Genomic DNA, 25,284 nt, shown 5'->3' on the forward strand with positions numbered 1-25,284 from the left:
CATGAGCGACGAGCACATCGATGAGGTCTCCGGCGTCTCAACCACCGGGCATGAATGGGACGGCATCAGGGAGCTCAACAATCCTCTGCCGCGATGGTGGGTGATTACCTTCTACGTCACCATAGCGTGGGCGCTCGTCTATACGACCGCATACCCGGCATGGCCGATGCTGACCTCGGCAACCAAGGGCATGCTCGGCTATTCAAGCCGTAAGGACGTCAAGAACGACCTTGCCGCGGCCGAGGCCGCCAATGGCAAGTATGTTGCAGCCATCCAGGCAAAGAGCGTGTCGGAGATATTGACTGACGATGACTTGCGCGAATTCGCGGTCGCTGCCGGGGCTGCCGCGTTCAAGGTCAACTGTACGCAATGCCACGGCTCCGGCGCTCAGGGATCGAAGGGCTTTCCCAACCTGAATGACGATGACTGGCTGTGGGGCGGCAGCCCCGACCAGATCCAGCAGACGATCACGCACGGCCTCCGCTTTGCTTCCGATCCGGACACGCGACTGTCAGAAATGCCGGCCTTCGGCGACATCATCGCCGCCGACCAGATCGCACAAGTCAGCGCCTACGTGGCCAGCCTTTCCGGCAAGGTCCGCGATGCAAGTCTGATCCAACCCGGCGCCAAGGTCTTTGCCGAGAACTGCGTCGCCTGTCACGGCGACAATGCAAAAGGCAACAGGGAATTCGGCGCCCCCGACCTGACCGACGCGATCTGGCTTTACGGGTCCGGCGAGACGGCCATCGCCGCCCAGGTTCGTGCGCCAAAGCAGGGTATCATGCCGGCCTGGGTTGGCCGTCTCGGCGAAATCAAGGTCAAGGAACTTGCAGTTTATGTCCATTCGCTTGGCGGCGGAGAATAGGAATGGAAGCCCTATTCTTCGGTCCCCCCTGCCAAGCGGACGAGGCCCGGCGAGAGCCGGGCCTCGACACCATTCCTAATGCGATCTGCACAACCCGCCAAGGCTGTCCTACCGCGAGGCTTTTCGACAGGTGCCCCTGACATTGGCTGGGAAAGTGGAGTTGCACGTGCGTGACAAGACGCAGTTGACACGGCTCGAAACAGAAACTGTCAATTCCGCCAAAACCCGCAAGCCCCTTTATGCCGCGCGTCAAAAGATCTTTCCGAAGCGCGCCTCGGGCAACTTTCGTCGCTTCAAATGGCTGGTGATGACGATCACCCTTGGCATCTATTACCTGGCTGCGTGGCTGCCTTGGGCTCGCGGTCCATTTGCCCCGGACCAGGCCGTGCTGCTCGATGTCGCCAATCGGCGCTTCTACTTCTTCTTCATCGAGATCTGGCCGCAGGAATTCTTCTATGTGGCCGGCCTATTGGTCATGGCCGGCGTTGGACTTTTCCTGATTACCTCGACTGTCGGCCGTGCCTGGTGCGGCTATGCATGTCCGCAGACCGTGTGGGTCGATCTGTTCCTTCTCGTTGAACGTGCGATCGAGGGGGACCGCAACGCCCGAATGAAACTTGACGCTGGTCCCTGGACCGCCCGCAAGCTGATGCTGCGCGTATCGAAGCATGCCGTCTGGCTGGTCATCGCTGCGGCGACCGGCGGCGCCTGGATTTTCTATTTCGCTGATGCACCGACACTTATGGGCGAGCTTTTCACCGGTACCGCCGCACCTGTCGCCTACATCACCATCGCCGTGTTGACGGCGACCACCTACACGTTCGGCGGCCTGATGCGCGAACAGGTCTGCACCTATATGTGCCCATGGCCGCGCATCCAGGCAGCCATGCTCGACGAGAATTCGCTCACCGTCACCTACAATGACTGGCGCGGCGAGCCGCGATCGCGCCACGCCAAGAAGGTGCAAGCCTCGGGGCAGTCCGTCGGCGACTGCGTCGACTGCAATGCCTGCGTCGCGGTCTGCCCAATGGGAATCGACATTCGCGACGGCCAGCAGCTCGAATGCATTACCTGCGCGCTGTGTATCGACGCCTGCGACGGCGTCATGGACAAGCTCGGCAAGGAGCGCGGGCTGATCTCCTACGCGACGCTCTCCGACTACAACGCCAACATGATGCTGGCGACCGCAGGCGGCTCCAGTTCAATCAATCCGTCGCTGGTCAGGACTGCTGTCGGCACCTTCTCCGATCAGGTGGCGCATTTTCACATTCGCAAGATCTTCCGGCCGCGCACCTACATCTACATGGGCCTATGGTCGCTGATCGGGCTGGGCCTGCTCTATTCGCTGCTGACGCGCGATCGGCTCGAACTGAACGTGCTGCATGACCGCAATCCGCAATTCGTCACGCTATCCGATGGCTCCATCCGCAATGGCTATACCGTGAAGCTGCTCAACATGATCCCTGAGCCAAGGACAATCGTCGTCACCATGCAGGGTCTGAAGGGTGCCGACATGGTCGTCGTCGGCGACGACATCCCGGCGGGCCGGTCTTTCGCCATCCCGGTCGAACCCGACCGCCTGAAAACGTTGAAGGTCTTCGTTCGCCAGCCCGCGGACCAGATCCACGCCCCGGCACAGACCTTCAAGTTCCGTGTCGAGGATAAGGCGAGCTTCGAGTCGAACGAATACACCGCCACATTCAACGCGCCAGAGGCCGCCAAATGACCGCCAATGCCCAAAAGCTTCGCGAATTCACCGGCAGGCACATGCTGGCCATCATTCTCACCTTCTTCGGGGTGGTCATCGCCGTCAACCTGACCATGGCCACGCTCGCCAATACGAGCTGGACCGGCCTCGTCGTCGAGAACACCTATGTGGCCAGCCAGCAATTCAACAAGGAGGCCGAGGCCGGCCGCGCCCAAGCAGCGCTCGGTTGGACCGGCAAGCTGACCATCGCATGGGGCGAAGTCCGCTACAGCCTCACCGACGCCGCCGGCAAGCCGGTTCCTCTGCACGGCGTCAAGGTGCTGTTTCGTCATCCCGCCTACGAGAAAGAGGACAAGTCCGTCACGCTCGCCCTCGCCTCCGGCCAGGAGTTCGCCGCCCAGCATATGCCGAAGGACGGCGTCTGGATCGTCGAAGTCGACGCCGATGCCGGCCTGACACGACCCTATCGCGACGTCCGCAGGATTATGATTTCCCATGGAGCGCTGCAATGAGCTGTTGTGCACCGGGCGCTGAAATGGCGCTGGATCTGAACGGCGCCACGTCGGTCCTGCCATCCAGCCAGGAGATCAGGTTGGCGAGCCGATCGCTTGGCGACAATCTTCGGCAGACCGATCTTTCAGTGCCGACGGTTCATTGCGCCGCCTGCATCCAGACGATCGAGGCGGCACTTGGAAAGCTCGATCACGTCGAAAGCGCGCGCGTCAACCTGTCGACGAAGCGGGTCGCGGTCCGGTGGCGAGGAGACGAGGTGCCACCCTTCGTCGCCGCGCTTGGCAGGCTGGGCTACGAGGCGCATCTGTTCACACCCGAGGTCGATGACAAGGACAAGACGCTTGCCGAACTGATCCGCGCCGTCGCTGTTGCCGGCTTTGCGGCGGGCAACATCATGCTGCTTTCGGTCTCTGTCTGGTCCGGCGCCGAAGGTGCTACCCGCGACCTGTTTCACTGGGTCTCGGCGCTGATCGCCATTCCTGCCCTCGCCTTCGCCGGCGGAATCTTCTTCCGTTCGGCCTGGAATGCTTTGCGCCATGGTCGCATGAATATGGACGTGCCCATCGCGGTCGGTGTTTCGCTCGCCTATGCCATGAGCCTCTATGAGACGATCAATCATGGCGACCACGCCTATTTCGACGCGTCGGTATCGCTGCTGTTCTTCCTTTTGATCGGGCGCACGCTGGATCATGTGATGCGGGAGCGTGCCCGGACTGCCGTGAAGGGCCTGTCTCAGCTGGCCGCGCGTGGCGCCATGGTGATGCGCGGCGACGGCGCGCGCGACTATCTGCCGGTCGGCGAGATCGAACCAGGCATGCGGTTGTTGATCGCGGCCGGTGAGAGGATCCCCGTCGACGGCAAGATCATCCAGGGAACGTCGGATCTCGACTGCTCGCTGGCCTCAGGCGAAAGCACGCCGAAAAACGTGGCGCCGGGCGAAGCAGTACAGGCCGGCGTGCTCAACCTTACCGGCCCGCTGACGATTGAGGCGACAGCCGCCGCAAAGGATTCGTTCCTCGCGGAAATGGTCCGGTTGATGGAGGCCGCCGAGGGCGGCCGCGCGCACTATCGCCGTATCGCCGACCGCGTTTCAGCGCTTTATGCCCCAGTGGTCCATCTCACCGCCTTTGTGACATTCCTGGGCTGGATGGCGGCGACCGGCGACTGGCATCGGGCGATGACGATCGCCATCGCCGTTCTCATCATCACATGCCCGTGCGCGCTTGGCCTCGCCGTGCCGATCGTGCAGGTGGTCGCGGCGCGGCGGCTTTTCGAGAGCGGCATCATGGTCAAGGACGGTTCGGCCATGGAGCGCCTCGCGGCGATCGATACTGCCGTGTTCGACAAGACCGGCACGCTCACGCTCGGCCAGCCCCGGCTGGTCAATGCGGACTCGATTGATCCGGCGATGCTGGCAATCGCCGCCGACATGGCTGCGCATTCCCGCCATCCGTTTTCAAAGGCCATAGCCGGTTTTGCCGCTCCTGGCGGGCAGCACAAATTCGATACTGTGACCGAGCATCCCGGGTTTGGAATCGAAGCCACTGACGCGGGAAGCACCTGGCGACTGGGTCGACGCGGATGGGCCGGCTGGAAGGCTCGAACTGGCGGTGAAGGCAAACACGGCTACGGCGGAACGGTCCTGACGAGAAACGGGATGATTGCCGCATCCTTCGTTTTCGAGGATGCGTTGCGCGCCGACGCTGGAGCGGGCATCCAACAGTTGAACGGTGACGGGGTGTCGATCGAAATGCTGTCGGGCGATACCGCCGCAGCCTGCGCCGAAGTGGCAAAGCTGCTGGATATCGACGACTTCGTTCCGTGCCTGCTGCCATCGGGCAAGGTCGAGCGCATCGAGACCCTCGCGAAAGTTGGGCACAAGGTTCTGATGGTTGGCGACGGCCTCAACGATACGCCGGCGCTGAGCGTGGCGCATGTCTCGATCGCACCGGCCACCGCCGTCGACATTGGCCGCAACGCGGCAGACTTCGTCTTCCTGCGCGAAAGCCTCCTGGCGGTGCCGCTCGCCCTGGGCGTCTCGCGCAAGGCAGGACACCTGATCCGGCAGAACATCGCAATCGCAATCGTCTACAATGCGGTGGCAGTACCAATCGCCATCCTCGGGCACGTCACGCCCTTGATAGCGGCGATTGCCATGTCTGCCTCATCGCTGCTTGTTATTGGAAACGCATTGCGCTTGCACGGCTTCATGGCGAATGCGACGGTGCAAGTTATTCAAAAAGTCAGACGCTCCGCAGTCAGCTATTCGGCACAATCCTCGTGACGACCTTACTCTATCTCATACCCGTGGCCCTTTTTCTGGGTGCATTGGGCCTGTCCGGCTTCGTCTGGGCATTGCGAAGCGGTCAATACGAAGATCTCGACGGAGCCGCCGAGCGGATACTAATTGATCGGGACGACAAACCGGAACGCTGATTTCAATCCGCTGTGCATAAGATGCGCGGATCGCGCTCGTCAGTCGAGCCGGCTCGGTCGGGAACAAGCTGTCCATGCTCCATGACCACCTTGACCTAAGCTGCGCACTACATCGATTTGTGAAAAGCCTCTGTCGTGCGAAGGACTGCCTCCCATTGCACCAATATGAGGCGGCTGATGCCACGAAAGTACCTCGCGTGGCCGACGAGAGCTTGGCAATGTGCGCACGGGTTCCAAAGTGGAACGTCGCGATCGATCACCCGACCGAGAACCGACAATGCCGGTTGGTCATGTCTGGCTGATCCAGATCAGGGTCATACTCATCGGTGTGGTCTATAGACCAGTCTTCGAGGGAGAAATGCATGACTCACGGAAAGTTTGGTCGTCATTATCAGCACCTTCACGGTGCCGGGTTTTTCTGTCGTGTGGTCGGCTATGCCTTGTGCTTACGGCGCAGCCATTTACCTGACCAGGGTCGTGTGTATCTCGCTTGCTGGCTGGCCATCAGCGTGGCTGCGCGGAAACGGGGGCCGATCAACAGCTTTCGCCTTTGATGGGTTGTGTGCGTCGTTCCCGATCCATCCGGATTCCCGGCCCGCGCCTTGAGGCTATGCGACGGCACCGGAACTCAGCGTACGTCACGCGGTTCCGGGCGCGTGGTGTCCGCTCGTCACGACGATCAACGAACAAACGGCTGGAGTGCCATGAAAACCGTTCACATCATCGACTGCCACTACGCGAAAGACTACTACCACGACAAGCACGAGGGACCGATCCTGCAGCAGTTGTTAAAGGCTTTCAACATCCACTCGGACTATCGCATTACTTTGGACCGAAAGCATTTTCGTGAGGCTGTAGTCCAAGCGAACAAGGCGAAGTGCGACGTGCTTCACATCGCTGGGCACGGCAATGGAGACGGGATCGCTTCATCCAGTGGGCGAGGTAGCCTACTTTGGGCTGACTTCGTAGAAATGTTCCAGGGCTCGGATCCAGCGCCGAAGATCCTCGTGATGTCAACGTGCTGCGGAGCATCATCGGGGTTGGGACGTGCGTTTTCGAGATCGACCAACCGTCCGAAGTTGATCATTGGTTCGAGTGACGCGCGCTATTTCGACGACTATGTCGCCGCGTGGGCTTTGCTCTATCGGCGACTGAATTGCAAGGACATCGACATCGAAGCCATGCAGCAGGTTCTTGCGAAGATATGCGCGGTCGTGCATAAAAGTTTCCGCTACCTTGGCTGGGATGACGAGAGAGAGCGCTACGTTCGATACCCTAGCAAGAGAACCCGCTTCGACGTCGTGGAGCGTGAGTAGCTATGCGCACGGGTTCCAAGTGGAATGTGGCCATCGATGCGGCGCGGCCGTGGCTGACCAGCGTCGCGAGTGTCTCGCTTGCTGGCGGCGATCTGCGCGGCTGCGCGGCGAAAGGGCGGGTTCGGTTAGCCGCATCCACCTCTGAGCGGGTTGCATGCTTCGTTGCCGATCCATGCGAATCCCGCGGCCCAGCGCCTTTAGGCAATGCGGCGGGCACGGAGCTCAGCGGATGTCACTCGGCTCAGTTCCACCGTTACACGAGGATAGCCGACGGGATGGCGGCACGCTGATGGGCTCTGACGAGAATTTTGACATCGTTGTCGTTGGAGCCGGGCCGGTCGGCCTTTCGTTCGCTGCGTCGCTTGCCCAAAGCGAACTCAAGGTGGCAGTTGTTGAACAGAACACATTCTATAGTCTGGCGAATCCGGCTTTCGATGGTCGCGAAATCGCGCTGACCAACGCTTCGATCAGAACCCTTCGCGAGCTCGGCGCCTGGGATGTCATCCCGGCTTCGGACAAATCAGCACTTCAAGGCGCGCGCGTGCTCAACGGCTCGAGCGCATTCGCTCTTCGTTTCGATCCTCCCAGCAACTCTGGAGAACCGCTGGGGGTTTTGGTTCCAAATTGCCGGATCCGGGAAGCGCTGTTCAAAATCGTCCGCTTGCAGGATCGCGCCCGGCTGTTGTGCGGCCATTCGGTCGTCGATGCAACAAACAGCCAAGAAGGAGCAGTCGTAACGCTCTCTAATGGCGCGCGTTTAACTGCTCGGCTTGTTGTTGCCGCGGATTCGCGTTTGTCCGCCACGCGTGATCTGCTGGGCATCGGCGCCGATATCAACCGGCTTGGCCACTCGATGCTGATTTGCCGAGTGAGGCACGAGCGCGCCCACCACCAGATCGCCATCGAATGGTTCGATCACCATCAGACGATAGCGATATTGCCCCTCGCGGAGGGCATGTCGTCGCTGCTGCTCACATTGCGCTCAAACGAGGCCTATAGACTGCTTGCCTTCGATGACGATTTGTTCCTGTCGGAGTTGACGAAACGGTGTCGAGGGCGCCTTGGAAAAATGACCTTGGCAAGCAAGCGCCATACCTATCCGCTGGTCACGACGTGGGCGCACAAATTCCGGGCCCCGAGCGCCGCACTCATCGGCGACGCTGCCATCGGCATGCACCCGGTGACCGCTCACGGATTCAACATCGGCCTCAGCAGCCAGAAGCAGCTCGCCCGTGGAATCATGACTGCGTGCCGCGACGGCCGCAATGTTGGCGACCCCGACATGCTGCACATATACGAAAGGCGGCTGCGCCTGTCGGCGGCGCCGCTCTACCATGCAACGAACATACTGGTTGGACTCTACTCCAGAGACCACCTGGCGGCACGGCTTGCAAGGCATCTGGGGCTTCGCTTTGCCCAACATGTTCCCCTTGTCCGGCATGGGATTTCGGCGGAGCTCCAGCGGTGATACTGCACCAGCAGTTGCATTTTTGCGCGATGTGCTGGCCGAGCGATGGGAGAGAGTGCATCATGCGCCGGAGTAATCCTGCTCCCGACGCTGATCTCCGATTGAAGAATTAACCCGTCCTTCAGGGGGGCTGCGTAGGCTGCGGACAAGCAGGAGTAAGCAAGCTGACCCGTCCAGCCCTGGAAAAAGAAGATCCGCTGGAGGCGAGAATCCTTCAGGACCAGCTCGCTGATCTGAGGGCAGGCCTTTTCGTCTCAATGCCGATAAGCATTGTGCTGTCCGGGCTGATTTTGACCGTGCAGGCCCTTTCCGGGAACGGTCTTGCTGGCGCGGCCTGGTTTTCGGTCGTTAATGCGATAAATGCCGCCCGCCTTGCACTCGCCCGTCATCAGCTGAAGGAACCCGGAGTCCAGGATGATCTGACACGGGTTTGGCTGCAGCTTCGCTGGTTTGGCAGGCTTGCTCTTCTGGCGGGATTCACCTGGTCATTCCTTGCCGTCCTAACGGCTGGGTACACGACGTCTCAAGCATCGCTGCATCTAATAATTCTGGCGGGCATTTCAGCTGGCGCGGTCACGTACGGCAGCTCATATGCTGCGGCAGCGATATACTTCATCACACCGCCACTCCTCATTGCCGCCGCATGCTTGCTGACGAAGGGAACCCTGGAAAACTACATTCTGGCTTTTGCCGTCCTGCTTTTCGAGGGCGGCCTGGTTCGAGCCTCGTTCGTTGGACAAGCGCGCTTCCGTGACGCGAGCCGCCTGAGACATCAAGCCGAGCGGCTTGCCGCGGAAATGGAGCGCAATTCCAGGGAGGACCATCTTACCGCGCTCCTCAACAGGCGCGGCCTCGAACATGCAATCGATCAGTTTGAGAACACTGATGGGCCCTTGGTCGCCATGCTGATTGATCTGGATGGGTTCAAATCTGTCAACGATACCTACGGTCACAGAACGGGTGACGAGCTGCTTGTCAGGATCGCCCGCCGAATAGAGGAAGAAGCACCGGAGGGCTCAACGCTCGCCCGCATCGGTGGGGATGAATTCGTGCTGGTTTTTTCTTCGCGAAAGAATTCTCCTTCTCCCACCAATCTCGCGTCCAATCTCATAGCCAAGCTTGCTCGCCCCTATCCTGGGATCGCATCGGTCCGCATTGGAGCGTCTATAGGAATCTACTTGGCTGAAAACCCCGGACTAACGGAAATGTTGTTGCGGGCCGACATCGCCCTTTACACAGCTAAGCGCCGCGGCAGGAATGAATTTTGTCTGTTCGATGCCGAGCTAGCCCGGGAACTGCAACGCCGCCAGTCAATCGAACGCGATCTTCATTCGGCGATAACGATGAGAAGCTTGGTCCCTTGGTTCCAGCCAATCGTAAGACTCGAAACTGAGGCCGTCGTCGGTTTTGAAGCCTTGCTAAGGTGGTCTCACCCGCTTCACGGTCCCATTTCTCCGCCCGAGATCATGACAGCGGCACGCGAAACTGGAATGCTTCAGCTGCTAACTCAAACGGTATTCGCCGACTGTTGCGCTCTTATCGAGGGCTTGGTCAAAGCTGACTGTCGTGATGTTCGTGTGGCGATGAATGTTTCACCGCGCGAATTGGAAGCTGGCGATATTGACGAGATGATTCTTAATGGTCTGGCGGCAAAAGACCTCCCTGCAACGATGTTCGACATCGAGATTACCGAAGAAGCCCCGGTGGATCCGGACAGAGTGGATGAAAAGCTCGGCCGGCTTTCACATGCTGGCATTTCTATCGCGCTCGATGACTTCGGCACCGGTTTTTCGACGTTGGCATCGCTCAAGGACAGTCGGATCAGGAAGGTGAAAATAGACCAGGGCTTCATTCGCGGCTTAGCCAAGTCCCGGGAGGATCGGCTGCTTGTCAAAGCGGTGATTGATCTTGGTAGGACGCTCGGGATCGAGGTCATGGCCGAGGGCGTTGAAACAGAGGCAGATCGGCAAACTCTGTACAAGCTTGGCTGCAGAACCGCGCAGGGCTTCCTGTTCTCTAAGGCAGTGCCTCTCCATCTGGCACTTGATTCGGTAGTAAAAGAGCACGCGAAGGAGTTGTGACCGGCCTCTCCGTCCGTGCTGCTCGCGGAACTTTCATGTGGGGTGGACCTGGCGCGCGAAAGCCGTTTCGGACGGTAGAGTTATTGCGGGGGCGGAACTGAGCACGTGGTTTGGATGCAGCAATCCGGTCCACCGGCGCACACGCAGCGGCTTGATACAAGCGTTCAAGTTGCGAGATGAGCTTGAGTGAACGACGTCGGAGAATTGCGTCCCTTGGACGCTCGTTTCGCGGTTCCCGTAGGATTCGAATACAGGCAAGCGTTCTTGGCCGCTTCTCGGCTCAGCGCTCATCCGGATGAACAACGTACCCGCGGTCAAGGTCTTCGCGACCTCAACGCAGTCACCATCCCGCAACTTCACGTCCAGAACAGCAGCGGCCGGGGCTGTCCTTGATCAAGCGCTCAGCCTCAGCACAGGTGCTGGAGCAACGGTATAGCCGGCTTCGCAAAGAGCGCACTCTTGATCGAGTGGGATCAAAGCTTCGTCCGTCGACAACGAGAACCAGAGGCTTCTCAAACCCTGCCACGAGATCAATTGGCGCAGCGGTCACGACCGTCTCACGCCTGACGAATTGAAGAGCGCGGAAAACGTGTATCGGAATGCGCTGGCTCACCATAGCAAGCTGCCACGGCATGTCGAATGTCCGCAAGCGGTCGGACCGTTCCCTTGCATTTGTGTCGATGACGGGCTCTCAAAGCTAAAGCCAGGGGAGCTCTATAAAATCGCACCCCATCGGGCTGCGCAACCACGACCAGCTGAGGCCCGATCGGGTGCTAAGGTCGTGCCAAAAAGACGCGTCACTGTCGCATTTCTAACTGGCTTGCGGTGTCGCGCCTCTAAATCGCTTTGACACACAGCGACCGGCTAAGGCTGGATGTGCGGTCGAACATATGGACGCCAGCGTAGCCATATCGCGTTTTCATCCCTTGACCGTACCCAATTCTATCCGCTCCTCGCAATTAGAGATTGCCTGTCGGCTACTCATATTGAGCGATGTTTGTCGCCTCGATTGCCTCGCCAATGCCGATCATGCAGCCTGCCGGATGAACGGACGAACATCCTCGAGTCGAATAAATGGACCAGACCGACGAGAGTTCAGAGTGGGGCGACAAGCGACGCGCTAGAGTTCTTGGGACGTCATCTCTTGGCGATCATGCCCCTTCTCTCAAGTGCGCTTAGCGGCGCCGATGGCGAATAGCGCAAGCTTTTCCATCCGTTTCTACTCCACTACCGAGACTCGTCACCAACCTCCTTTTATTCGCTTCCATATGGCCCATCCTGTTTCCAATCGAGGAGGAACGCGAACATGAGCCAAGCCGTAGAACGTCTCAGTCTCGGGAATTCTTCTGCTCGCCAAACTGCCGTTGTCGCCGGCACCAGGTTTGGCACCGTGACAGTGCACGACAAGATATCAGGCGTTCCTGTCTGGGCTGAACTTTTGAATTCGAGCCGGAGGGACGGGTGTTTCAAAATTTTTGTCTGTTTTAGGCAGAGCGGAATTGTCCCTCCGATGGCCTGCGCACCGGTCAAGCTTCGTGAGCACTTCAGGTTCGTCGATCAGGCATAGGTTTCTGTCACGATGCCACGTGCTGGCCGTTTGCCTAGTTCGGAAGCTTTCGAGAGGCGTTGCGCGCCTTGCTATGGCGTCGCCCCTTTTTCCGATCCATCGGCCACGGAGCTCGAATGCTGTCTAGCTGTTGCGGCCTACTTGGTCATCCGTCATGGAGATGCCTATACACCGACCTTCGAAAGGCTGGAATACGAGGTCGAACAAATGCGGCGGAAGCTCGGAAATCGCGAGCGAGCGCAGCGCGTGCTGGTCACGCTCAACCTAAATGGCTCGGACAGCTGGAGCCGTGAGGTTGGTTCTCACGGCCTGGATGGCGCAATCACATTCGCCCGGGCGGGGTAAAAGCGATTTTTTGGAGCCACTCGCGCTTTTGCGCTAACGAAGGTCCCGCGCCGTATTTCGGCCGGATCCATTTGTGGCCCATCAGAGAGGCAATTACCTTCTCCGGCGCCTCAACTGCCGTCAGCCGGTCCTCGAAAGTGTGTCGCAGGCTATAAAGACTATGCTCGGAAGTCGGCAGAAGTTCCTTGCTGGCGAGCACCTTGTTGACGAGCGCTGAAAGTGAGGCGGCCTTGTCGCGATAACGAGGAAAGCCGTCCGGATGGAGCTTGATGGCTGCAAGTGCGCCGCCAACCAAGGGAATGTCACGGGCTGAATGACCGGTCTTTAAGCGACGGCCATTGGGGCGCACCCGCACATGCGGGATTTCTTGATCGAGGTGGATTGTTTCGGTGGTGAGGTTTGCCGCTTCAGAAAGCCTGAGTCCGGTATCGGCAATTACATAGATTAGATGGCGGGCTTCGTCATTGAGTCCGTCGAGCGCGCCTTCAGCGAGTATCTTCTCCTGAATGAACTCCGCTGGGAACGCAGCGCGTTGCCCGGGGACGGCGCCGGAAAGACGGAGGTTGCGAAAAACCGGCTCCAGCTTGAGCTGGTGAGTCAGATCGACGACGCGCAGCATTTTCGAAACATGGCCGATGTCCTTGTTGGCCGTACCGATATCAAGTCCGTCCTCAACGATCCGCTTTTGCCACCACTCGCGGAACGCGACTGCGTCGTCCCGAGTGAGGCTTGCGATCTCCTTGTCGCCAATGACTCCAACCAGATTGGCAACTGCGCGCTTTTTGGGGTTACGCCATTTCTTGATTTGGTTGGGCGACATAGTCAGCAAGTTCTGTTGCTCGATCGTCTCGAATTCCTTGATAAGACCGCTCAGGCGGACCGCTGGCCGCTTCTCCCCACCCATCACCGCCGAGACGTCCTCCGCGTCCTCGATCGATTTTTTGTCGAGAAGCAGCTTGATGCGGGCCATGAGTTCGTCGAGCGGCCCCGCTGCTAGTTCCTCGTTAGTGCGATAGGCCAATCCAAATGACCGCGCGCGCTTCCTCGCGGCTTCGAAACGCAGCCCCGCCTCGGCGGATTGGCCTTCCCGCAGTCTACGCCAATACGCCTCCAGCCCTGCGCCGAGGCTTTGCACTGCATCTCGCGCCCGTACACCGCGGGGATCGTCAGCCACGGCGACCCCCGTGGAAATGCGTACCAGGCAGCGGCGATCAAACGCCGCGAATTCCTTCGGCACCCTGCGAACGAGATACCAGATGCCTTCACGTTTATGCGGCCTTGGCGCTGCGGAAAGTCGCATTATCTTTCTCTAATGTTACACAGTTTGTTACACAGTCTGAGATAGGTTTCGCTTCGCACTGGTCAAGCGCAACAAGGAAGTTTTTGAAAAGAAAGGATTTTATGGAAGCTGGATGGCGGAGAGAGCGGGATTCGAACCCGCGTTACGGTTTCCCGTAAACACACTTTCCAGGCGTGCGCCTTCAACCACTCGGCCACCTCTCCGTCTTGGCATTTCGCGTCGGCCGGTTTCGCCGCGCGGGTTGGGGAGATGCGTCTCCCTTGGGGGATTCCGGTCCGGAACTCGGTACCGTGGGCGCCGTCAACCAACGGACACCCTTTCCCCGCACCTGAGCCGTCAAAGCAACAGGCGCGGGGCTCATCTAGTCGATCCGGCATCGAATGCCAAGCCATAACGGCACTCTATTCGCTTTGCCGGGTACAGATGGTTTTGTCGTGCTACCGACGCAATGCTCCCGATGCGGCGACTGTCGAACGACGTGCACGGGAAATGCCGAAAAAAACCTGCCGCGCTTGACTTCGCTGTTGGCCGCCTATCGAGTGTCCGTCAGCTTTGCGGGGGCGGCATGACATCGAGCAACGAGCAGCCGGCCAGCGGACGGCCGGCCGGGCGACCGGACAGCGGGCTGTCCTACATCCCGCCTGCCTGGCTCGCCTTGGTCATGGCCTGGTCTGTTTACGGCATGATCTCGGGATGGCCGCTGACCAGCGATTACGGCCTGCCGGATAGCGTTTACTATCTGATCTATGGCAGCCTTGCTGCCAGCATCGTCACCGTCCTGTGGGGGCTCTTTGTCCTGGGTCTCGCCCTCAACCGCTCGGCGCGGTTTCCTCGGCATTTCACGCTTTGGCAGGTCGCCACCATCCTGTGGCTGCTGGCGAGGCAGTCCTACATCCTCGTCACGCCCGACTTCGTTTTCTCGGCCAGAGGGCTGGCCGTCACCGGCGCTGAAATCGCCGTCGGCCTGCTCTGCATCTACCGTCTGCGCCGCGGCTCGGGCGCCGATGCGATCTATACCAACCCGGAAAACGAACGCCCACCGGTGCTGGTCTCGGTGATCGCCGCCCTGCTCGGGGTCATTCTCGGCGCCGGGCTCGGCGCCTGCGCCGGGTTTTTTGCCGGCTTGATGGTCGCGAATGTCACCGACATGAGCTGCTTCGAGGGTGCCTGCGCCTATTTTGCACTGTTCGTCGGGTTGGCCGGGCTAGTTGTCGGCGCGGTGGCGGGCGGTGTCTTCGCTGTCTGGCGCGTCAATCGGCGAAAGCTGAAACCGGCGGCGTAGCTTCAAATTCGCGTGTCGCGATTGCGAACAAAGCGCGCGCACACTATCTCTCTGTTCGAAACAGACGTTGCAGTCTGTCTGCTAAAGTCCTGGGGAGGAAAGGTCTGCATGTTTCGCTTTCTTTTCCGTCTCGCGGCAATGGTTGCGCTTTCGGTTTCCGTCATCATGGCGGTGCTCGACACGACACGCTCGGTGGCGGCGTCGGCCTTGGTCATGACCCCGCTCAACACGAGCTGGCTCGCCGTCTCGCCGGATACGCGAAGCGCCTTCGAAAGCTTCGTCCGCGACAAGCTTGGTTCGCTGCTGTGGGACGGCGCCATCGCCTGGGTGCTCAACCAGCCCGGCTTCGCCGTGTTCGCGGTGCTTGCCTTCATTCTCTACATTATCGGCTACAGGCGGGAGCGGCCGACAGGGCGGTTCGCCCGGACTTGATGAGTTGTTGTTGACGGCCTTCCAGCGTCCCCAAACGAAGAGAAATCCCAAATCAAAGAGAAAGGGAGACCGCGCATGTTTTTTCTCAGCGACATGCTGAACAAGAAGCTCAATCTGCCGAAGCCTGCCGAGGCGCTGCCGGGTCGTGCCAAGCCTATCCCGACGGCATCCAAGCACTTTGTCTCGAAGCGGCCGCTCAAGGGGCCTTATCCCGGGGGGCTGGAGACAGCGATGTTCGGACTGGGCTGCTTCTGGGGCGCCGAGCGTATGTTCTGGCAGGTCGAGGGCGTATGGGTCACGGCTGTCGGTTATGCGGGTGGCGTCACCCCCAACCCGACCTACCAGGAAACCTGCACCGGCCTGACCGGCCACGCCGAAGTCGTGCTCGTCGTCTACGACCCGAAGATCGTGTCCTATGCACAGCTTCTGAAGCTGTTCTGGGAAAGCCATGACCCGACGCAGGGCATGCGCCAGGGCAACGATGTCGGCACCACCTACCGCTCGGCGATCTACACGTTCGGCGATGCGCAATACCAGGCGGCGATCGCCTCGCGCGACGCCTATGAAGCCTCGTTGCGCGGTGCCGGCCGCGGCAAGATCACCACCGAGATCGCGCCGGCGCCAGAATTCTACTTCGCCGAGGAAGACCACCAGCAATATCTGGCGAAGAATCCCTACGGCTATTGCAATCTGCAGGGCACCGGCGTTGCCTGCGCCATCCCGGCTGCCGTCTCCGCCTGAGGCCGTTGTCGAGGCGATGATCCGTGGCGCCGGGATGCGGCGCCACGCTTTTCCAAAAGGTCAAAATTCCGCGTGAATTTTGTTTCGGGCCGTGCCAGATTGGCCCGAAGCGGGAGGAAGACACTCCTGTCTGATGTCGCATGCCTGCCGGAGAACCGGGCGGGCAGGCGGTGCGTAACGGAAAAAATAACCGACAGGGTGTGGATCACATGAAACGTATCGTTCTCGGCCTCCTGGCCGCAACTGCGATGGTTCTTCCGGCCTTCGCCGCGGACATTCAGCCCGCGCTTCTCTACGATCTCGGCGGCAAATTCGACAAGTCGTTCAACGAAGCGTCCTTCAATGGCGCCGAAAAGTTCAAGGCCGAAACCGGTATCGCCTATGTGGAATTCGAGGTCAGCAACGCGACCCAGCGCGAGCAGGCGCTGCGCCGTTTCGCCGAGGATGGCCGCAATCCGATCGCCATGGCGGGCTTCTCCTGGGCGGATGCGCTGGAGAAGATCGCCGTCGAGTTTCCCGACACCAAATTCGCCATCATCGACATGGTCGTCGACAAGCCCAATGTCCGCTCCGTCGTCTACAAGGAGCAGGAAGGCTCCTACCTCGTCGGCGTGATGGCGGCGATGGCCTCGAAGTCGAAGAAGGTCGGCTTCATCGGCGGCATGGACATTCCGCTGATCCGCAGATTCGGCTGCGGCTATGTCGGCGGCGCCAAGGCAGCCGGCGCGACCGATGTCATCCAGAACATGACCGGCGATACGCCGGCAGCCTGGAACGATCCGGCCAAGGGCGGCGAGATCGCCAAGACGCAGATCGACCAGGGCGCCGACGTGATCTATGCGGCGGCAGGCGGAACCGGTGTTGGCGTGCTGCAGGCAGCGGCGGATGCCGGAAAGCTCGGCATCGGCGTCGATTCCAACCAGAACGGACTGCAGCCCGGCAAGGTGCTGACCTCCATGGTCAAGCGCGTCGACGTTGCCGTCTACAACACCTTCATGGACGCCAAGAACGACAAGTTCACCGGCGGCATCAACGACCTCGGCCTCAAGGAAGGCGGTGTCGACTACGCCATGGACGACAACAACAAGGCGCTTGTCGATGACGCGATGAAGGCGGCGGTCGAAAAGGCCAAGGCCGACATCATCGCCGGCACCGTCAAGGTGCACGACTACATGTCGGACAACGCCTGCCCTTATTGATCGACCGACATCGCGGATCTGATCAAAGCCGCCGGGGTGAAAACCCGGCGGTTTTGCGTTATGGATGGCGGACCGCAAAAATAATATCCGGCAAGAGGAGGTAACGGCCGATGGCAACGGTGACGGGAATAGGCGGCTTCTTCTTTCGCGCCAGCGACCCGCAAGCGCTGACCGCCTGGTACGAGAAGCATCTGGGCATTGTCGACATCGCCAAGACCGTCTGGAAACAGGAGGCTGGCCCGACCGTCTTCGCACCGTTCCGTCGAGAGAGCGACTATTTCGGTCGCATGGATCAGCAGTGGATGATCAATTTCCGCGTCGATGACATCGATGCGACCGTGGCCGATCTCAAGGCGGCGGGCATCGCCGTCGAAACTCGCGCCGAATGGGATTCAGAGGCCGGCCGCTTCTGCCGCATTCATGATCCCGAAGGCAATCCGATCGAACTTTGGCAGCCGTCGAAAGCCGCTGCCTGACCTGAGAACCGCGTGGGCCGGCTGCACGTATTCGCGGCCGTCCGGCTATGCGGTCGCTTTCACCGGCCACGCTCGTTGCTCTTCCTCAGTCGCTCACCAATGCGGCGGCTTGGTCACCGGCACGTCCGGTGCGGCCTGTTCCTCCAACGCCAGGAAGCGGTCGGTGAGCGCATCGAGCTTGCGCTGCATGCGCTCGATCACCTTCCACTGCTCGGCGATCTGGTCGGACAGTTCCTCGATGGTCTTCTCCTGCTCGGCGGCGCGGATTTCCAGCTTTGTCAGCCGGTCGGCGGGCATGGTCATTTGAAAAACCTCGGGTTCTTGCTGCGCAACTCTCAAGAGATGCGAATTTTTGGGGTCTGCCACATTAGAGCGACGGGCGTCCAATTGGATGCACAAACTACGCTCTGACACTTACAATCTTCGCATCGTGCTTTCCGAAAATCGAATCCGGTTTTCCGGCCGATGCGACAGCGAATGTGAAGGCTGCGGCCACGTTCGAAATTGACAAGCGCGCGGGGATTTGTCGAGAGTGAACGCTGCTCCGGCCAATTGGCACAGACGGGGCGTCATGCTAGGCGTTTTGACCAAGCGATAAAAAAATAAGAGTGGGACAGGCTGCATGGCGCAAGCCGCAATCGAGCTGATCGGCATCAACAAGAGTTTTGGCGCCGTGCGCGCCAACCGCGACATCAATCTGGAGATCGTGCGCGGCACCATCCACGGCATTGTCGGCGAGAACGGCGCCGGCAAGTCGACACTGATGTCGATCCTCTATGGCTTCTACCAGGCCGACAGCGGTGAGATCCGCGTCGGCGGCCAGCCGGCGTCGATCAAGTCGCCAAACGACGCCATCGCGCTCGGCATCGGCATGGTGCATCAGCACTTCATGCTGGTCGACAATTTCACGGTGCTGGAAAACGTCATTCTCGGCGCCGAAAGCGATGCGCTGCTGAAGAAGAGCATCGCCAAGGCGCGGTCCGAACTGGAACGGCTCGAGCGCGAATACGGGCTGGAAGTCGATCCCGATGCGATCATCGAAGAGTTGCCGGTCGGCCTGCAGCAGCGTGTCGAAATCCTCAAGGCGCTGTATCGCGGCGCCGAGATCCTGATCCTCGACGAGCCGACGGGCGTGCTGACGCCCGCAGAAGCCGACCATCTGTTCCGCATCCTCAAGCAGCTGAAGGAGCAGGGCAAGACGATCCTGCTGATCACCCATAAGCTGCGCGAAATCATGGCGATCACCGACACGGTCTCGGTCATGCGCCAGGGCACGATGGTGGCGACCAGGGAGACCAAGAAGACGACAGTCGAGGAGCTGGCCGAGCTGATGGTCGGGCGCCGTGTGCTGCTCAGGGTCGAGAAGGGCGAGGCGGAAGCCGGCGGCGTCAAGCTCGCGGTCAAGAACCTGACGGTGAAGGATTCCCGCGGCGTCACCATGGTCGACGACATCTCCTTCGATGTGCGCGCCGGCGAGATCGTCGGCATCGCCGGCGTCGCCGGCAACGGGCAATCCGAAATGCTCGAGGCGATTTCCGGCATCAGGCGCGCCGTCTCGGGCTCCGTCATGCTCGACGGCAAGCCGATCGATCTCACCGGGGCCGCCGATCCCGGCGAGCTGCGCGACCGCGGTCTCGCCCATGTGCCGGAGGACCGCCATCACGTCGGGCTGGTGCTGGCCTTCGAGGAGAACGAGAATTCGATCCTCGGCTATCACGACGATCCGCGCTATCTCCGGGGGCCGTTCCTCAATATCGATGCCATCCGCGACGACGCCAGGGACAAGATCACCAAATACGACATCCGCCCGGCGGACTGCCGCCTCAAGACCGCCAATTTCTCCGGCGGCAACCAGCAGAAGATCGTGTTGGCGCGGGAAATGGAACAAGACCCAGGCGTGCTCATCGTCGGCCAGCCGACGCGCGGCGTCGATGTCGGCGCCATCGAATTCATCCACAAGCGCCTCATCGCCATGCGCGACCAGGGCAAGGCGGTGCTGGTGGTCTCGGTCGAGCTCGACGAGATCCGCTCGCTGTCCGACCGCATCCTGGTGATGTTTGCCGGCCGCATCGTCGGCGAGCGCGGCCCGGATGCGAGCGAAGGCGAGCTCGGCCTGCTGATGGCTGGCGTCGAGCGCCAGGAGGCGGCGGAATGAGCACTCCCTACGCCAAGCTGCCGGCCTGGGCCGATTACGGGCTGATTCCGGTGATCAATCTCGCCGTTGCCTTCGTCGTCGCCGGCTTCGTCGTGATTCTGGTTGGCGAAAATCCGTTCCGCGCGGCCGCCGTCCTGGTCGAGGGCGCGTTCGGCCGTGGGCAAGGCATCGCGTTCACGCTTTTCTACGCCACCACCTTCATCTTCAGCGGGCTTTCGGTGGCGGTTGCGGCGCATTGCGGCCTGTTCAACATCGGTGGCGAGGGCCAGGGCTATATAGCCGGTCTCGGCATCGGCATCGTCTGCCTGGCCTTCGACAGCGTGCTGCCCTGGTGGCTCACCTTCCCGCTGGCGATCATCGCCGCCGCGGCAATGGGGGCGCTGTGGGCGCTGATCCCGGCCTATCTGCAGGCCAAGCGCGGCTCGCACATCGTCATCACCACCATCATGTTCAACTTCATCGCCGCCAGCGTCATGGTCTATGCACTGGTCGGATTCTTGAAGCCGGCCAATTCGATGGCGCCGCAGACACGCACCTTCCTCGACGGCGCGCAACTGCCGAAGCTCAACTGGGTCATCGAGCTGTTCGGCGCCAAGATACGCTCGGCGCCGTTCAACATCAGCTTCCTGCTGGCGCTGGCCATGGCCTTTCTGGTCTGGGTGCTGATCTGGCGCACCAAGCTCGGTTACGAGATGCGCACCTACGGCCACAGCCCGAAAGCGGCGCGCTATGCCGGCATTTCGGAGACCCGCATCATCATCGTCGCCATGATGATCTCGGGCGCGCTGGCCGGCATGATGGCGCTTAATCCGACGATGGGCGACCAGCACAATGTCGCGCTCGAATTCGTTTCGGGCGCCGGTTTCGTCGGCATCGCGGTGGCGCTGATGGGGCGCCTGCACCCGGTCGGCATCGTGCTCGCCGCAATACTATTCGGCATGCTCTACCAGGGTGGCGCAGAGCTCGCCTTCGAGATGCCGGCGATCAGCCGCGATATGATCGTCATCATCCAGGGCCTGGTCATCCTGTTCGCCGGCGCGCTCGAGCACATGTTCCGGCCCTATGTCCAGGCGCTGTTCGCCTCGCTCAGCCCGAGATCCGTCGGCATGGAAGCGATCAAGGGGAAGGGTGCCTGAGATGGATTTTTTCAACGCCATCGTCCAGGTTCTGGACTCGACCATCCGCCTGTCGGTGCCCTTGCTGCTCGCTTGCCTCGCCGGCCTCTATTCGGAGCGGGCCGGCATTTTCGATATCGGGCTCGAGGGCAAGATGCTGGTCGGCGCCTTCGCCGGTGCCGCCGCAGCCTCCGTCTTCCATTCCGCCTATCTCGGCCTTGGCATGGCCATCCTGATCTCAGTCGCCTTCGCGCTGATCCACGGCTTTGCCTCGATCACCCATCGCGGCAACCAGATCGTCTCCGGCGTGGCGATCAATTTCATCGCCGCGGGATCGACGATCATGCTTGGCCAGGCCTGGTTCCAGCAAGGTGGCCGTACGCCGGCTTTGGCCTCGGACGAGCGGTTCGGAGCGATCATCTGGCCTGGCGCGGACGCGCTCAGGGGCGTGCCGATCCTCGGTCCGATATATTCGGAACTAATCTCCGGCCATTCCGTGCTGGTCTATATCGCGTTCCTCGCCGTGCCGTTCACCTGGTGGGTGCTGTTCCGCACCCGTTTCGGCTTGCGGATGCGCGCGGTCGGCGAGAATCCGGCCGCGGTCGACACGGCCGGCATCTCGGTCGCCTGGCTGCGCTACCGGGCGCTGATCTGCACCGGGGTGCTCACCGGCATTGCCGGCGCCTACCTGTCGATGGTGCAGAACGGCGGCTTCGTAAAGGACATGACCGCCGGCAAGGGTTATATCGCGCTGGCCGCGCTGATCTTCGCCAAGTGGAAGCCGGTCAACGCCATGTTCGCCTGCCTGTTGTTCGGCTTCCTCGACGCGCTGTCGATCCGCCTGCAGGGCACGCCGCTGCCAGTGATCGGCAAGGTGCCGGTGCAACTCATGCAGGCGCTGCCCTATATCCTCACCGTCATCCTTCTCGCCGGCTTCATCGGCAAGGCGATCCCGCCGCGCGCCGGCGGCGTGCCCTATGTCAAGGAACGCTGAGCATGGCCCCAAAAAGTGGAAGCCGGTTTTCGGACCGGCCATGCGAAAAGGAAAATATGAGCATGGCCCCGAAAAGTGGAAGCCGGTTTTCGGACCGGGCCATGCGAAAAGGAAAATATGAGCATGGCCGCGAAAAAGTGGAAGCCGGTTTTCGGACAGATCATTCTAGGGAAAAACTAAATGTCGCATGACCTGTTCGAAGCGGCCAAGGCCGCCATGGCCAAGGCCTATGCGCCCTATTCGAAATTCCCGGTCGGGGCGGCACTGCGCACCGAGGACGGCCGCGTCTTTGCCGGCGCCAACATCGAGGTCGCGTCCTATCCGGAAGGCTGGTGCGCCGAAACCACCGCGCTCGGCCACTACATCATGGGCGGCGGCGGCAGGATCACGGAGATCGCCGTGATTGCCGAGCGCATGGCGAAATGCTCGCCCTGTGGTGGCTGCCGGCAGCGGCTGGCCGAATTCTGTCGGCCGGAAACCAAGCTTTATCTCTGCGACAATGGCGGTGTGGTCGAGACTGTGACCATGGGCGATATGCTGCCCTACGGCTTCCAGGGCGATATTTTGAAATGAAGGAAGCGATCGATCATCTCGTCGAAAGGCTGGACGGGCTGGCGCCCGCCACCGCGCTCGTGCTGGGTTCGGGCCTCGGCGGGCTGGTCGACCAGGTCGAGGACGCCGTCCGCATTTCCTATGCCGAATTGCCGGGCTTTCCCAGAAGCGGCGTCACCGGCCATGCCGGCGAGGTGGTGGCAGGACGTTTTGCCGGCACGCCAGTGCTGATGCTGTCCGGCCGCGCGCATTATTACGAGCACGGCAACGCGGCGGCGATGCGGCCGGCGCTGGAGGTGCTCGCCGGCCTCGGCATCTCGCAACTGATCCTCACCAATGCCGCCGGCTCAGTCGATCCGGACATGGGGCCAGGCTCGGTGATGCTGATCACCGACCACATCAATTTCTCGGGCTTCAACCCGCTGATCGGCGAGCCCAGCGACCGCCGCTTCGTCGGCCTGACCGAAGCCTATGATGCTGGCCTTCGCTCGGCGATCGAGACGGCGGCGAAGGCGACGGATACCGCGCTGCACAAGGGTGTCTATATGTGGTTTTCCGGGCCCTGCTTCGAGACGCCCGCCGAGATCCGCATGGCGCGCGTCATGGGCGCCAATGCCGTCGGCATGTCGACCGTGCCGGAAGTCATTCTCGCCCGCTTCCTCGGCCTGCGCGTCGCTGCCTGCTCGGTCATCACCAACCTTGCAGCAGGGATGACCGGGGCGGAGCTTTCGCACCAGGAGACCAAGGACATGGCGCCGGTCGGCGGCGCGCGGCTGGCGACCATTCTCCAGCGTGTGTTCGAAGACGGGCTGCCGGAGAGTAAGGTCTCGGCCTGATGCTTCCCCAGGAAATCATCCGCAGCAAGCGCGACGGCCATAAGCTGTCGGCGCAGGAGATCGCCAGCTTCATCGAGGGCGTGACCACCGGCACCGTCTCGGACGGGCAGGTCGGGGCGTTCGCCATGGCGGTGTTCTTCAACGGCATGAGCCGCGACGAGGCGGTGGCGCTGACGCTGGCCATGCGCGATTCCGGCGACGTGCTCGACTGGTCGGACCTGCCGGGCCCGGTGACCGACAAGCATTCGACAGGCGGCGTCGGCGACAATGTCTCGCTGATGGTGGCGCCGATCGTCGCCGCCTGCGGCGCCTATGTGCCGATGATTTCCGGCCGCGGCCTCGGCCATACCGGCGGCACACTGGACAAGATGGATGCCATCCCCGGCTATATCAGCCAGCCGGATGTTACGCGCTTCCGCAAGGTGGTGCTCGAAACCGGCTGCGCCATCATCGGCCAGACCGCCGATCTCGCGCCCGCCGACCGCAGGCTCTATGCGATCCGCGACGTGTCGGGGACCGTCGAATCGGTGCCGCTGATCACCGCCTCGATCCTGTCGAAGAAGTTGGCCGCCGGCCTGCAGTCACTGGTGCTCGACGTGAAGGTCGGCAACGGCGCCTTCATGGAAAGGTCGCGCGACGCAGCGGCACTGGCGAACAGCCTGGTCGAAATCGCCAACGGCGCAGGCCTGAAGGCCTCGGCGCTGGTCACCGGCATGAACGAGCCGCTGGCATCGGCAGCCGGCAACGCGGTCGAGGTGCAAAATGCCGTCGACTTTCTCACCGGCCGCGTCCGCGATCGGCGCCTGGAGGATGTGACGCTGGCATTGGCCGCAGACATGCTTCAGTCGGCGGGGCTGGTATCGTCCAACCAGGACGGCATGCGGCGCGCCGCCGAGACGCTTGCCGGTGGCCGCGCGGCGGCCGTCTTCGCGCGCATGGTGGCGGCGCTCGGCGGTCCGGCCGACTTCATCGAGAATCCGGAAAAATACCTGCCGAAGGCGGCGACCGAGTTTGCGGTCAAGGCGACCGAAAACGGCTTTGTCACCGGCATCGCCACCCGCGACATCGGTCTTGCCGTCGTCGGGCTTGGCGGCGGGCGCATACGGCCGGACGACAGCATCGATCATGCGGTCGGCATCACCAGGCTATTGCCGGTCGGTGCGGAGGTACGCGCCGGCGAGGCGCTGGCGCTGGTCCATGCCCGCAACGCCTCCGATGCCGAGGCGGCCGCGGCCGCCGTGCTTTCGGCCTATACGATCGGCGCTTCGAAGCCGCCTGCGGAAAAAGCCGTCATCCGGCGGATCCTGCCGCGCGGGTGATCACTGGACGAGCAACAGCGCGCCGTTTTCGACCTGGTATTTTTCAAGCCGCTGGAGAAAACTCAGACCGATCAAATTGGTGCGCAGTGCCTTGTCGTCGAGCACCACCGCCTGGACGCCGTCGACCGTGATCTTGCCGATCTGCAGGCGATCGACGGTCACCAGGGCAGCCTTGATCGCCCCGTTGGCGGTGTTGACGGTGTGGCGGAAGTCAGACGCGTTCAGCGAAATGCCGATCCTGCGTGCGGTCGAACTGTTGATGGCGACGAGCGTGGCGCCGGTGTCGATCATGCCGTCGACCTGACGGCCGTTGAGCTTGAACGCCGACGTGAAATGCCCGCGCGCATCCGCCGTGACCACGACCTTGCGGCCGAGCGGCTGCGGCGTCGCCGATCTGTCGGGAACCCCGGCCAGGTTCAGGTCCGTTTGCGTTTCGATCGTGGGCCTCGCCCCGACCGCCGATTTCAGCAGGCCATCGAGCATCTGCGGATTCGATTGATAGAGGATCGGGAACGACGCCGATGTTACGGCGAGCACGCCAAGGATGAGAAGATTGCGCAGCAGCATGGACCGGCCTTCGTGAA

22 protein-coding genes and 1 tRNA gene are annotated in these 25,284 nt (G+C 61.3%); 19 read left to right on the forward strand and 4 right to left on the reverse strand.

Annotation, left to right across the window (positions count from 1 at the left end):
- The first annotated feature begins 1 nt into the window (after nucleotide 1).
- The 8 genes from ccoP (at nucleotide 2) to EOC94_RS27685 (ending at nucleotide 10,387) form a co-directional block, all read left to right on the forward strand.
- Entirely contained in the window at nucleotides 2–865 is an 864-nt protein-coding gene (gene ccoP / locus EOC94_RS27650) for a cytochrome-c oxidase, cbb3-type subunit III (RefSeq protein ID WP_126105063.1), read from the forward strand.
- A 166-nt stretch (nucleotides 866–1,031) separates the two neighbouring features.
- Complete coding sequence (gene ccoG, locus EOC94_RS27655) at nucleotides 1,032–2,591, forward strand: cytochrome c oxidase accessory protein CcoG (RefSeq protein WP_095488560.1); 1,560 nt, start codon at nucleotides 1,032–1,034, stop codon at nucleotides 2,589–2,591.
- Complete coding sequence (locus tag EOC94_RS27660) at nucleotides 2,588–3,085, forward strand: FixH family protein (RefSeq protein ID WP_095488535.1); 498 nt, start codon at nucleotides 2,588–2,590, stop codon at nucleotides 3,083–3,085. The genes ccoG and EOC94_RS27660 overlap by 4 nt, the downstream gene beginning before the upstream one ends.
- A complete protein-coding gene (locus EOC94_RS27665; protein ID WP_095488534.1) occupies nucleotides 3,082–5,370 on the forward strand; it encodes a cation-translocating P-type ATPase in 2,289 nt (762 codons plus the stop codon). The genes EOC94_RS27660 and EOC94_RS27665 overlap by 4 nt, the downstream gene beginning before the upstream one ends.
- Nucleotides 5,367–5,522: a cbb3-type cytochrome oxidase assembly protein CcoS gene (ccoS, locus tag EOC94_RS27670; protein WP_095488533.1), complete on the forward strand. Its 156-nt coding sequence runs from the start codon at nucleotides 5,367–5,369 to the stop codon at nucleotides 5,520–5,522. Before EOC94_RS27665 ends, ccoS begins: the two co-directional genes overlap by 4 nt.
- Nucleotides 5,523–6,226: 704 nt before the next feature.
- Nucleotides 6,227–6,838 carry a hypothetical protein gene (locus EOC94_RS27675; RefSeq protein WP_095488532.1) on the forward strand — a complete coding sequence of 204 codons (612 nt, stop codon included), beginning with the start codon at nucleotides 6,227–6,229 and terminating at the stop codon, nucleotides 6,836–6,838.
- A 286-nt stretch (nucleotides 6,839–7,124) separates the two neighbouring features.
- Entirely contained in the window at nucleotides 7,125–8,306 is a 1,182-nt protein-coding gene (gene ubiM, locus EOC94_RS27680; protein ID WP_185928337.1) for a 5-demethoxyubiquinol-8 5-hydroxylase UbiM, read from the forward strand.
- Nucleotides 8,307–8,563: 257 nt separating this feature from the next.
- The gene (locus EOC94_RS27685) at nucleotides 8,564–10,387 is read left to right on the forward strand and encodes an EAL domain-containing protein (RefSeq protein ID WP_245465666.1); all 1,824 of its coding nucleotides are present in this window, start codon (nucleotides 8,564–8,566) and stop codon (nucleotides 10,385–10,387) included.
- A 1,889-nt stretch (nucleotides 10,388–12,276) separates the two neighbouring features.
- Here EOC94_RS27685 and EOC94_RS27690 read toward each other — a convergent pair.
- Nucleotides 12,277–13,599, reverse strand: coding sequence for an integrase (locus tag EOC94_RS27690; RefSeq protein ID WP_127294636.1), 1,323 nt, complete (start codon nucleotides 13,597–13,599; stop codon nucleotides 12,277–12,279).
- Nucleotides 13,600–13,712: 113 nt separating this feature from the next.
- Nucleotides 13,713–13,802, reverse strand: a tRNA-Ser gene (locus EOC94_RS27695).
- A 362-nt stretch (nucleotides 13,803–14,164) separates the two neighbouring features.
- On the opposite strand from EOC94_RS27695, the gene EOC94_RS27700 reads away from it, so the two are divergent.
- The 5 genes from EOC94_RS27700 (at nucleotide 14,165) to EOC94_RS27720 (ending at nucleotide 17,729) form a co-directional block, all read left to right on the forward strand.
- A complete protein-coding gene (locus EOC94_RS27700; protein ID WP_127294638.1) occupies nucleotides 14,165–14,881 on the forward strand; it encodes a hypothetical protein in 717 nt (238 codons plus the stop codon).
- Nucleotides 14,882–14,989: 108 nt separating this feature from the next.
- Nucleotides 14,990–15,313, forward strand: coding sequence for a hypothetical protein (locus tag EOC94_RS27705; protein WP_127294640.1), 324 nt, complete (start codon nucleotides 14,990–14,992; stop codon nucleotides 15,311–15,313).
- 75 nt (nucleotides 15,314–15,388) lie between these two features.
- Entirely contained in the window at nucleotides 15,389–16,054 is a 666-nt protein-coding gene (msrA, locus tag EOC94_RS27710) for a peptide-methionine (S)-S-oxide reductase MsrA (protein ID WP_127294642.1), read from the forward strand.
- 209 nt (nucleotides 16,055–16,263) lie between these two features.
- Nucleotides 16,264–17,253 (forward strand): BMP family ABC transporter substrate-binding protein, encoded by a 990-nt coding sequence (locus EOC94_RS27715; RefSeq protein WP_095488526.1) that lies wholly within the window; start codon nucleotides 16,264–16,266, stop codon nucleotides 17,251–17,253.
- A gap of 110 nt (nucleotides 17,254–17,363) precedes the next feature.
- Nucleotides 17,364–17,729 (forward strand): VOC family protein, encoded by a 366-nt coding sequence (locus tag EOC94_RS27720; protein WP_095488525.1) that lies wholly within the window; start codon nucleotides 17,364–17,366, stop codon nucleotides 17,727–17,729.
- A 93-nt stretch (nucleotides 17,730–17,822) separates the two neighbouring features.
- Here the strand turns inward: EOC94_RS27720 and EOC94_RS27725 are convergent, their stop codons facing one another.
- Nucleotides 17,823–18,032, reverse strand: a complete 210-nt coding sequence (locus tag EOC94_RS27725; protein WP_127294644.1) for a SlyX family protein — start codon at nucleotides 18,030–18,032, stop codon at nucleotides 17,823–17,825.
- A 319-nt stretch (nucleotides 18,033–18,351) separates the two neighbouring features.
- Between EOC94_RS27725 and EOC94_RS27730 the strand changes: the two genes are divergently transcribed.
- The 6 genes from EOC94_RS27730 (at nucleotide 18,352) to deoA (ending at nucleotide 24,700) form a co-directional block, all read left to right on the forward strand.
- Nucleotides 18,352–19,884, forward strand: coding sequence for an ABC transporter ATP-binding protein (locus EOC94_RS27730; protein WP_126105069.1), 1,533 nt, complete (start codon nucleotides 18,352–18,354; stop codon nucleotides 19,882–19,884).
- Nucleotides 19,881–21,020 (forward strand): ABC transporter permease, encoded by a 1,140-nt coding sequence (locus EOC94_RS27735; RefSeq protein WP_127294646.1) that lies wholly within the window; start codon nucleotides 19,881–19,883, stop codon nucleotides 21,018–21,020. Before EOC94_RS27730 ends, EOC94_RS27735 begins: the two co-directional genes overlap by 4 nt.
- 1 nt (nucleotide 21,021) lies before the next feature.
- On the forward strand, nucleotides 21,022–21,993 hold the full coding sequence (locus EOC94_RS27740) for an ABC transporter permease (RefSeq protein ID WP_127204613.1): 972 nt from the start codon (nucleotides 21,022–21,024) through the stop codon (nucleotides 21,991–21,993).
- Between the two features lie 180 nt (nucleotides 21,994–22,173).
- Complete coding sequence (gene cdd / locus EOC94_RS27745) at nucleotides 22,174–22,566, forward strand: cytidine deaminase (RefSeq protein ID WP_127204612.1); 393 nt, start codon at nucleotides 22,174–22,176, stop codon at nucleotides 22,564–22,566.
- The gene (locus EOC94_RS27750; RefSeq protein WP_127294648.1) at nucleotides 22,563–23,381 is read left to right on the forward strand and encodes a purine-nucleoside phosphorylase; all 819 of its coding nucleotides are present in this window, start codon (nucleotides 22,563–22,565) and stop codon (nucleotides 23,379–23,381) included. Before cdd ends, EOC94_RS27750 begins: the two co-directional genes overlap by 4 nt.
- A complete protein-coding gene (gene deoA, locus EOC94_RS27755; protein WP_126105073.1) occupies nucleotides 23,381–24,700 on the forward strand; it encodes a thymidine phosphorylase in 1,320 nt (439 codons plus the stop codon). The genes EOC94_RS27750 and deoA overlap by 1 nt, the downstream gene beginning before the upstream one ends.
- On the opposite strand, the gene EOC94_RS27760 is transcribed toward deoA, so the two are convergent.
- Nucleotides 24,701–25,264, reverse strand: a complete 564-nt coding sequence (locus EOC94_RS27760) for a TIGR02281 family clan AA aspartic protease (protein WP_126107359.1) — start codon at nucleotides 25,262–25,264, stop codon at nucleotides 24,701–24,703. It lies immediately after the preceding gene.
- Between the last annotated feature and the right edge of the window lie 20 nt (nucleotides 25,265–25,284).

Source organism: Mesorhizobium sp. M6A.T.Ce.TU.016.01.1.1 (assembly GCF_003997065.1).
In the GTDB taxonomy this organism is placed as follows: domain Bacteria; phylum Pseudomonadota; class Alphaproteobacteria; order Rhizobiales; family Rhizobiaceae; genus Mesorhizobium; species Mesorhizobium mediterraneum.

Bases quoted from the DNA above. Each gene is read 5' to 3' on its own strand.
- ccoP (WP_126105063.1), top strand. From the start codon at position 2: ATGAGCGACGAGCACATCGATGAGGTCTCCGGCGTCTCAACCACCGGG.
- EOC94_RS27660 (WP_095488535.1), top strand. From the start codon at position 2,588: ATGACCGCCAATGCCCAAAAGCTTCGCGAATTCACCGGCAGGCACATG.
- EOC94_RS27665 (WP_095488534.1), top strand. From the start codon at position 3,082: ATGAGCTGTTGTGCACCGGGCGCTGAAATGGCGCTGGATCTGAACGGC.
- EOC94_RS27675 (WP_095488532.1), top strand. From the start codon at position 6,227: ATGAAAACCGTTCACATCATCGACTGCCACTACGCGAAAGACTACTAC.
- EOC94_RS27685 (WP_245465666.1), top strand. From the start codon at position 8,564: ATGCCGATAAGCATTGTGCTGTCCGGGCTGATTTTGACCGTGCAGGCC.
- EOC94_RS27690 (WP_127294636.1), bottom strand. From the start codon at position 13,599: ATGCGACTTTCCGCAGCGCCAAGGCCGCATAAACGTGAAGGCATCTGG.
- EOC94_RS27700 (WP_127294638.1), top strand. From the start codon at position 14,165: ATGACATCGAGCAACGAGCAGCCGGCCAGCGGACGGCCGGCCGGGCGA.
- EOC94_RS27705 (WP_127294640.1), top strand. From the start codon at position 14,990: ATGTTTCGCTTTCTTTTCCGTCTCGCGGCAATGGTTGCGCTTTCGGTT.
- msrA (WP_127294642.1), top strand. From the start codon at position 15,389: ATGTTTTTTCTCAGCGACATGCTGAACAAGAAGCTCAATCTGCCGAAG.
- EOC94_RS27715 (WP_095488526.1), top strand. From the start codon at position 16,264: ATGAAACGTATCGTTCTCGGCCTCCTGGCCGCAACTGCGATGGTTCTT.
- EOC94_RS27720 (WP_095488525.1), top strand. From the start codon at position 17,364: ATGGCAACGGTGACGGGAATAGGCGGCTTCTTCTTTCGCGCCAGCGAC.
- EOC94_RS27725 (WP_127294644.1), bottom strand. From the start codon at position 18,032: ATGACCATGCCCGCCGACCGGCTGACAAAGCTGGAAATCCGCGCCGCC.
- EOC94_RS27730 (WP_126105069.1), top strand. From the start codon at position 18,352: ATGGCGCAAGCCGCAATCGAGCTGATCGGCATCAACAAGAGTTTTGGC.
- EOC94_RS27735 (WP_127294646.1), top strand. From the start codon at position 19,881: ATGAGCACTCCCTACGCCAAGCTGCCGGCCTGGGCCGATTACGGGCTG.
- EOC94_RS27740 (WP_127204613.1), top strand. From the start codon at position 21,022: ATGGATTTTTTCAACGCCATCGTCCAGGTTCTGGACTCGACCATCCGC.
- cdd (WP_127204612.1), top strand. From the start codon at position 22,174: ATGTCGCATGACCTGTTCGAAGCGGCCAAGGCCGCCATGGCCAAGGCC.
- EOC94_RS27750 (WP_127294648.1), top strand. From the start codon at position 22,563: ATGAAGGAAGCGATCGATCATCTCGTCGAAAGGCTGGACGGGCTGGCG.
- deoA (WP_126105073.1), top strand. From the start codon at position 23,381: ATGCTTCCCCAGGAAATCATCCGCAGCAAGCGCGACGGCCATAAGCTG.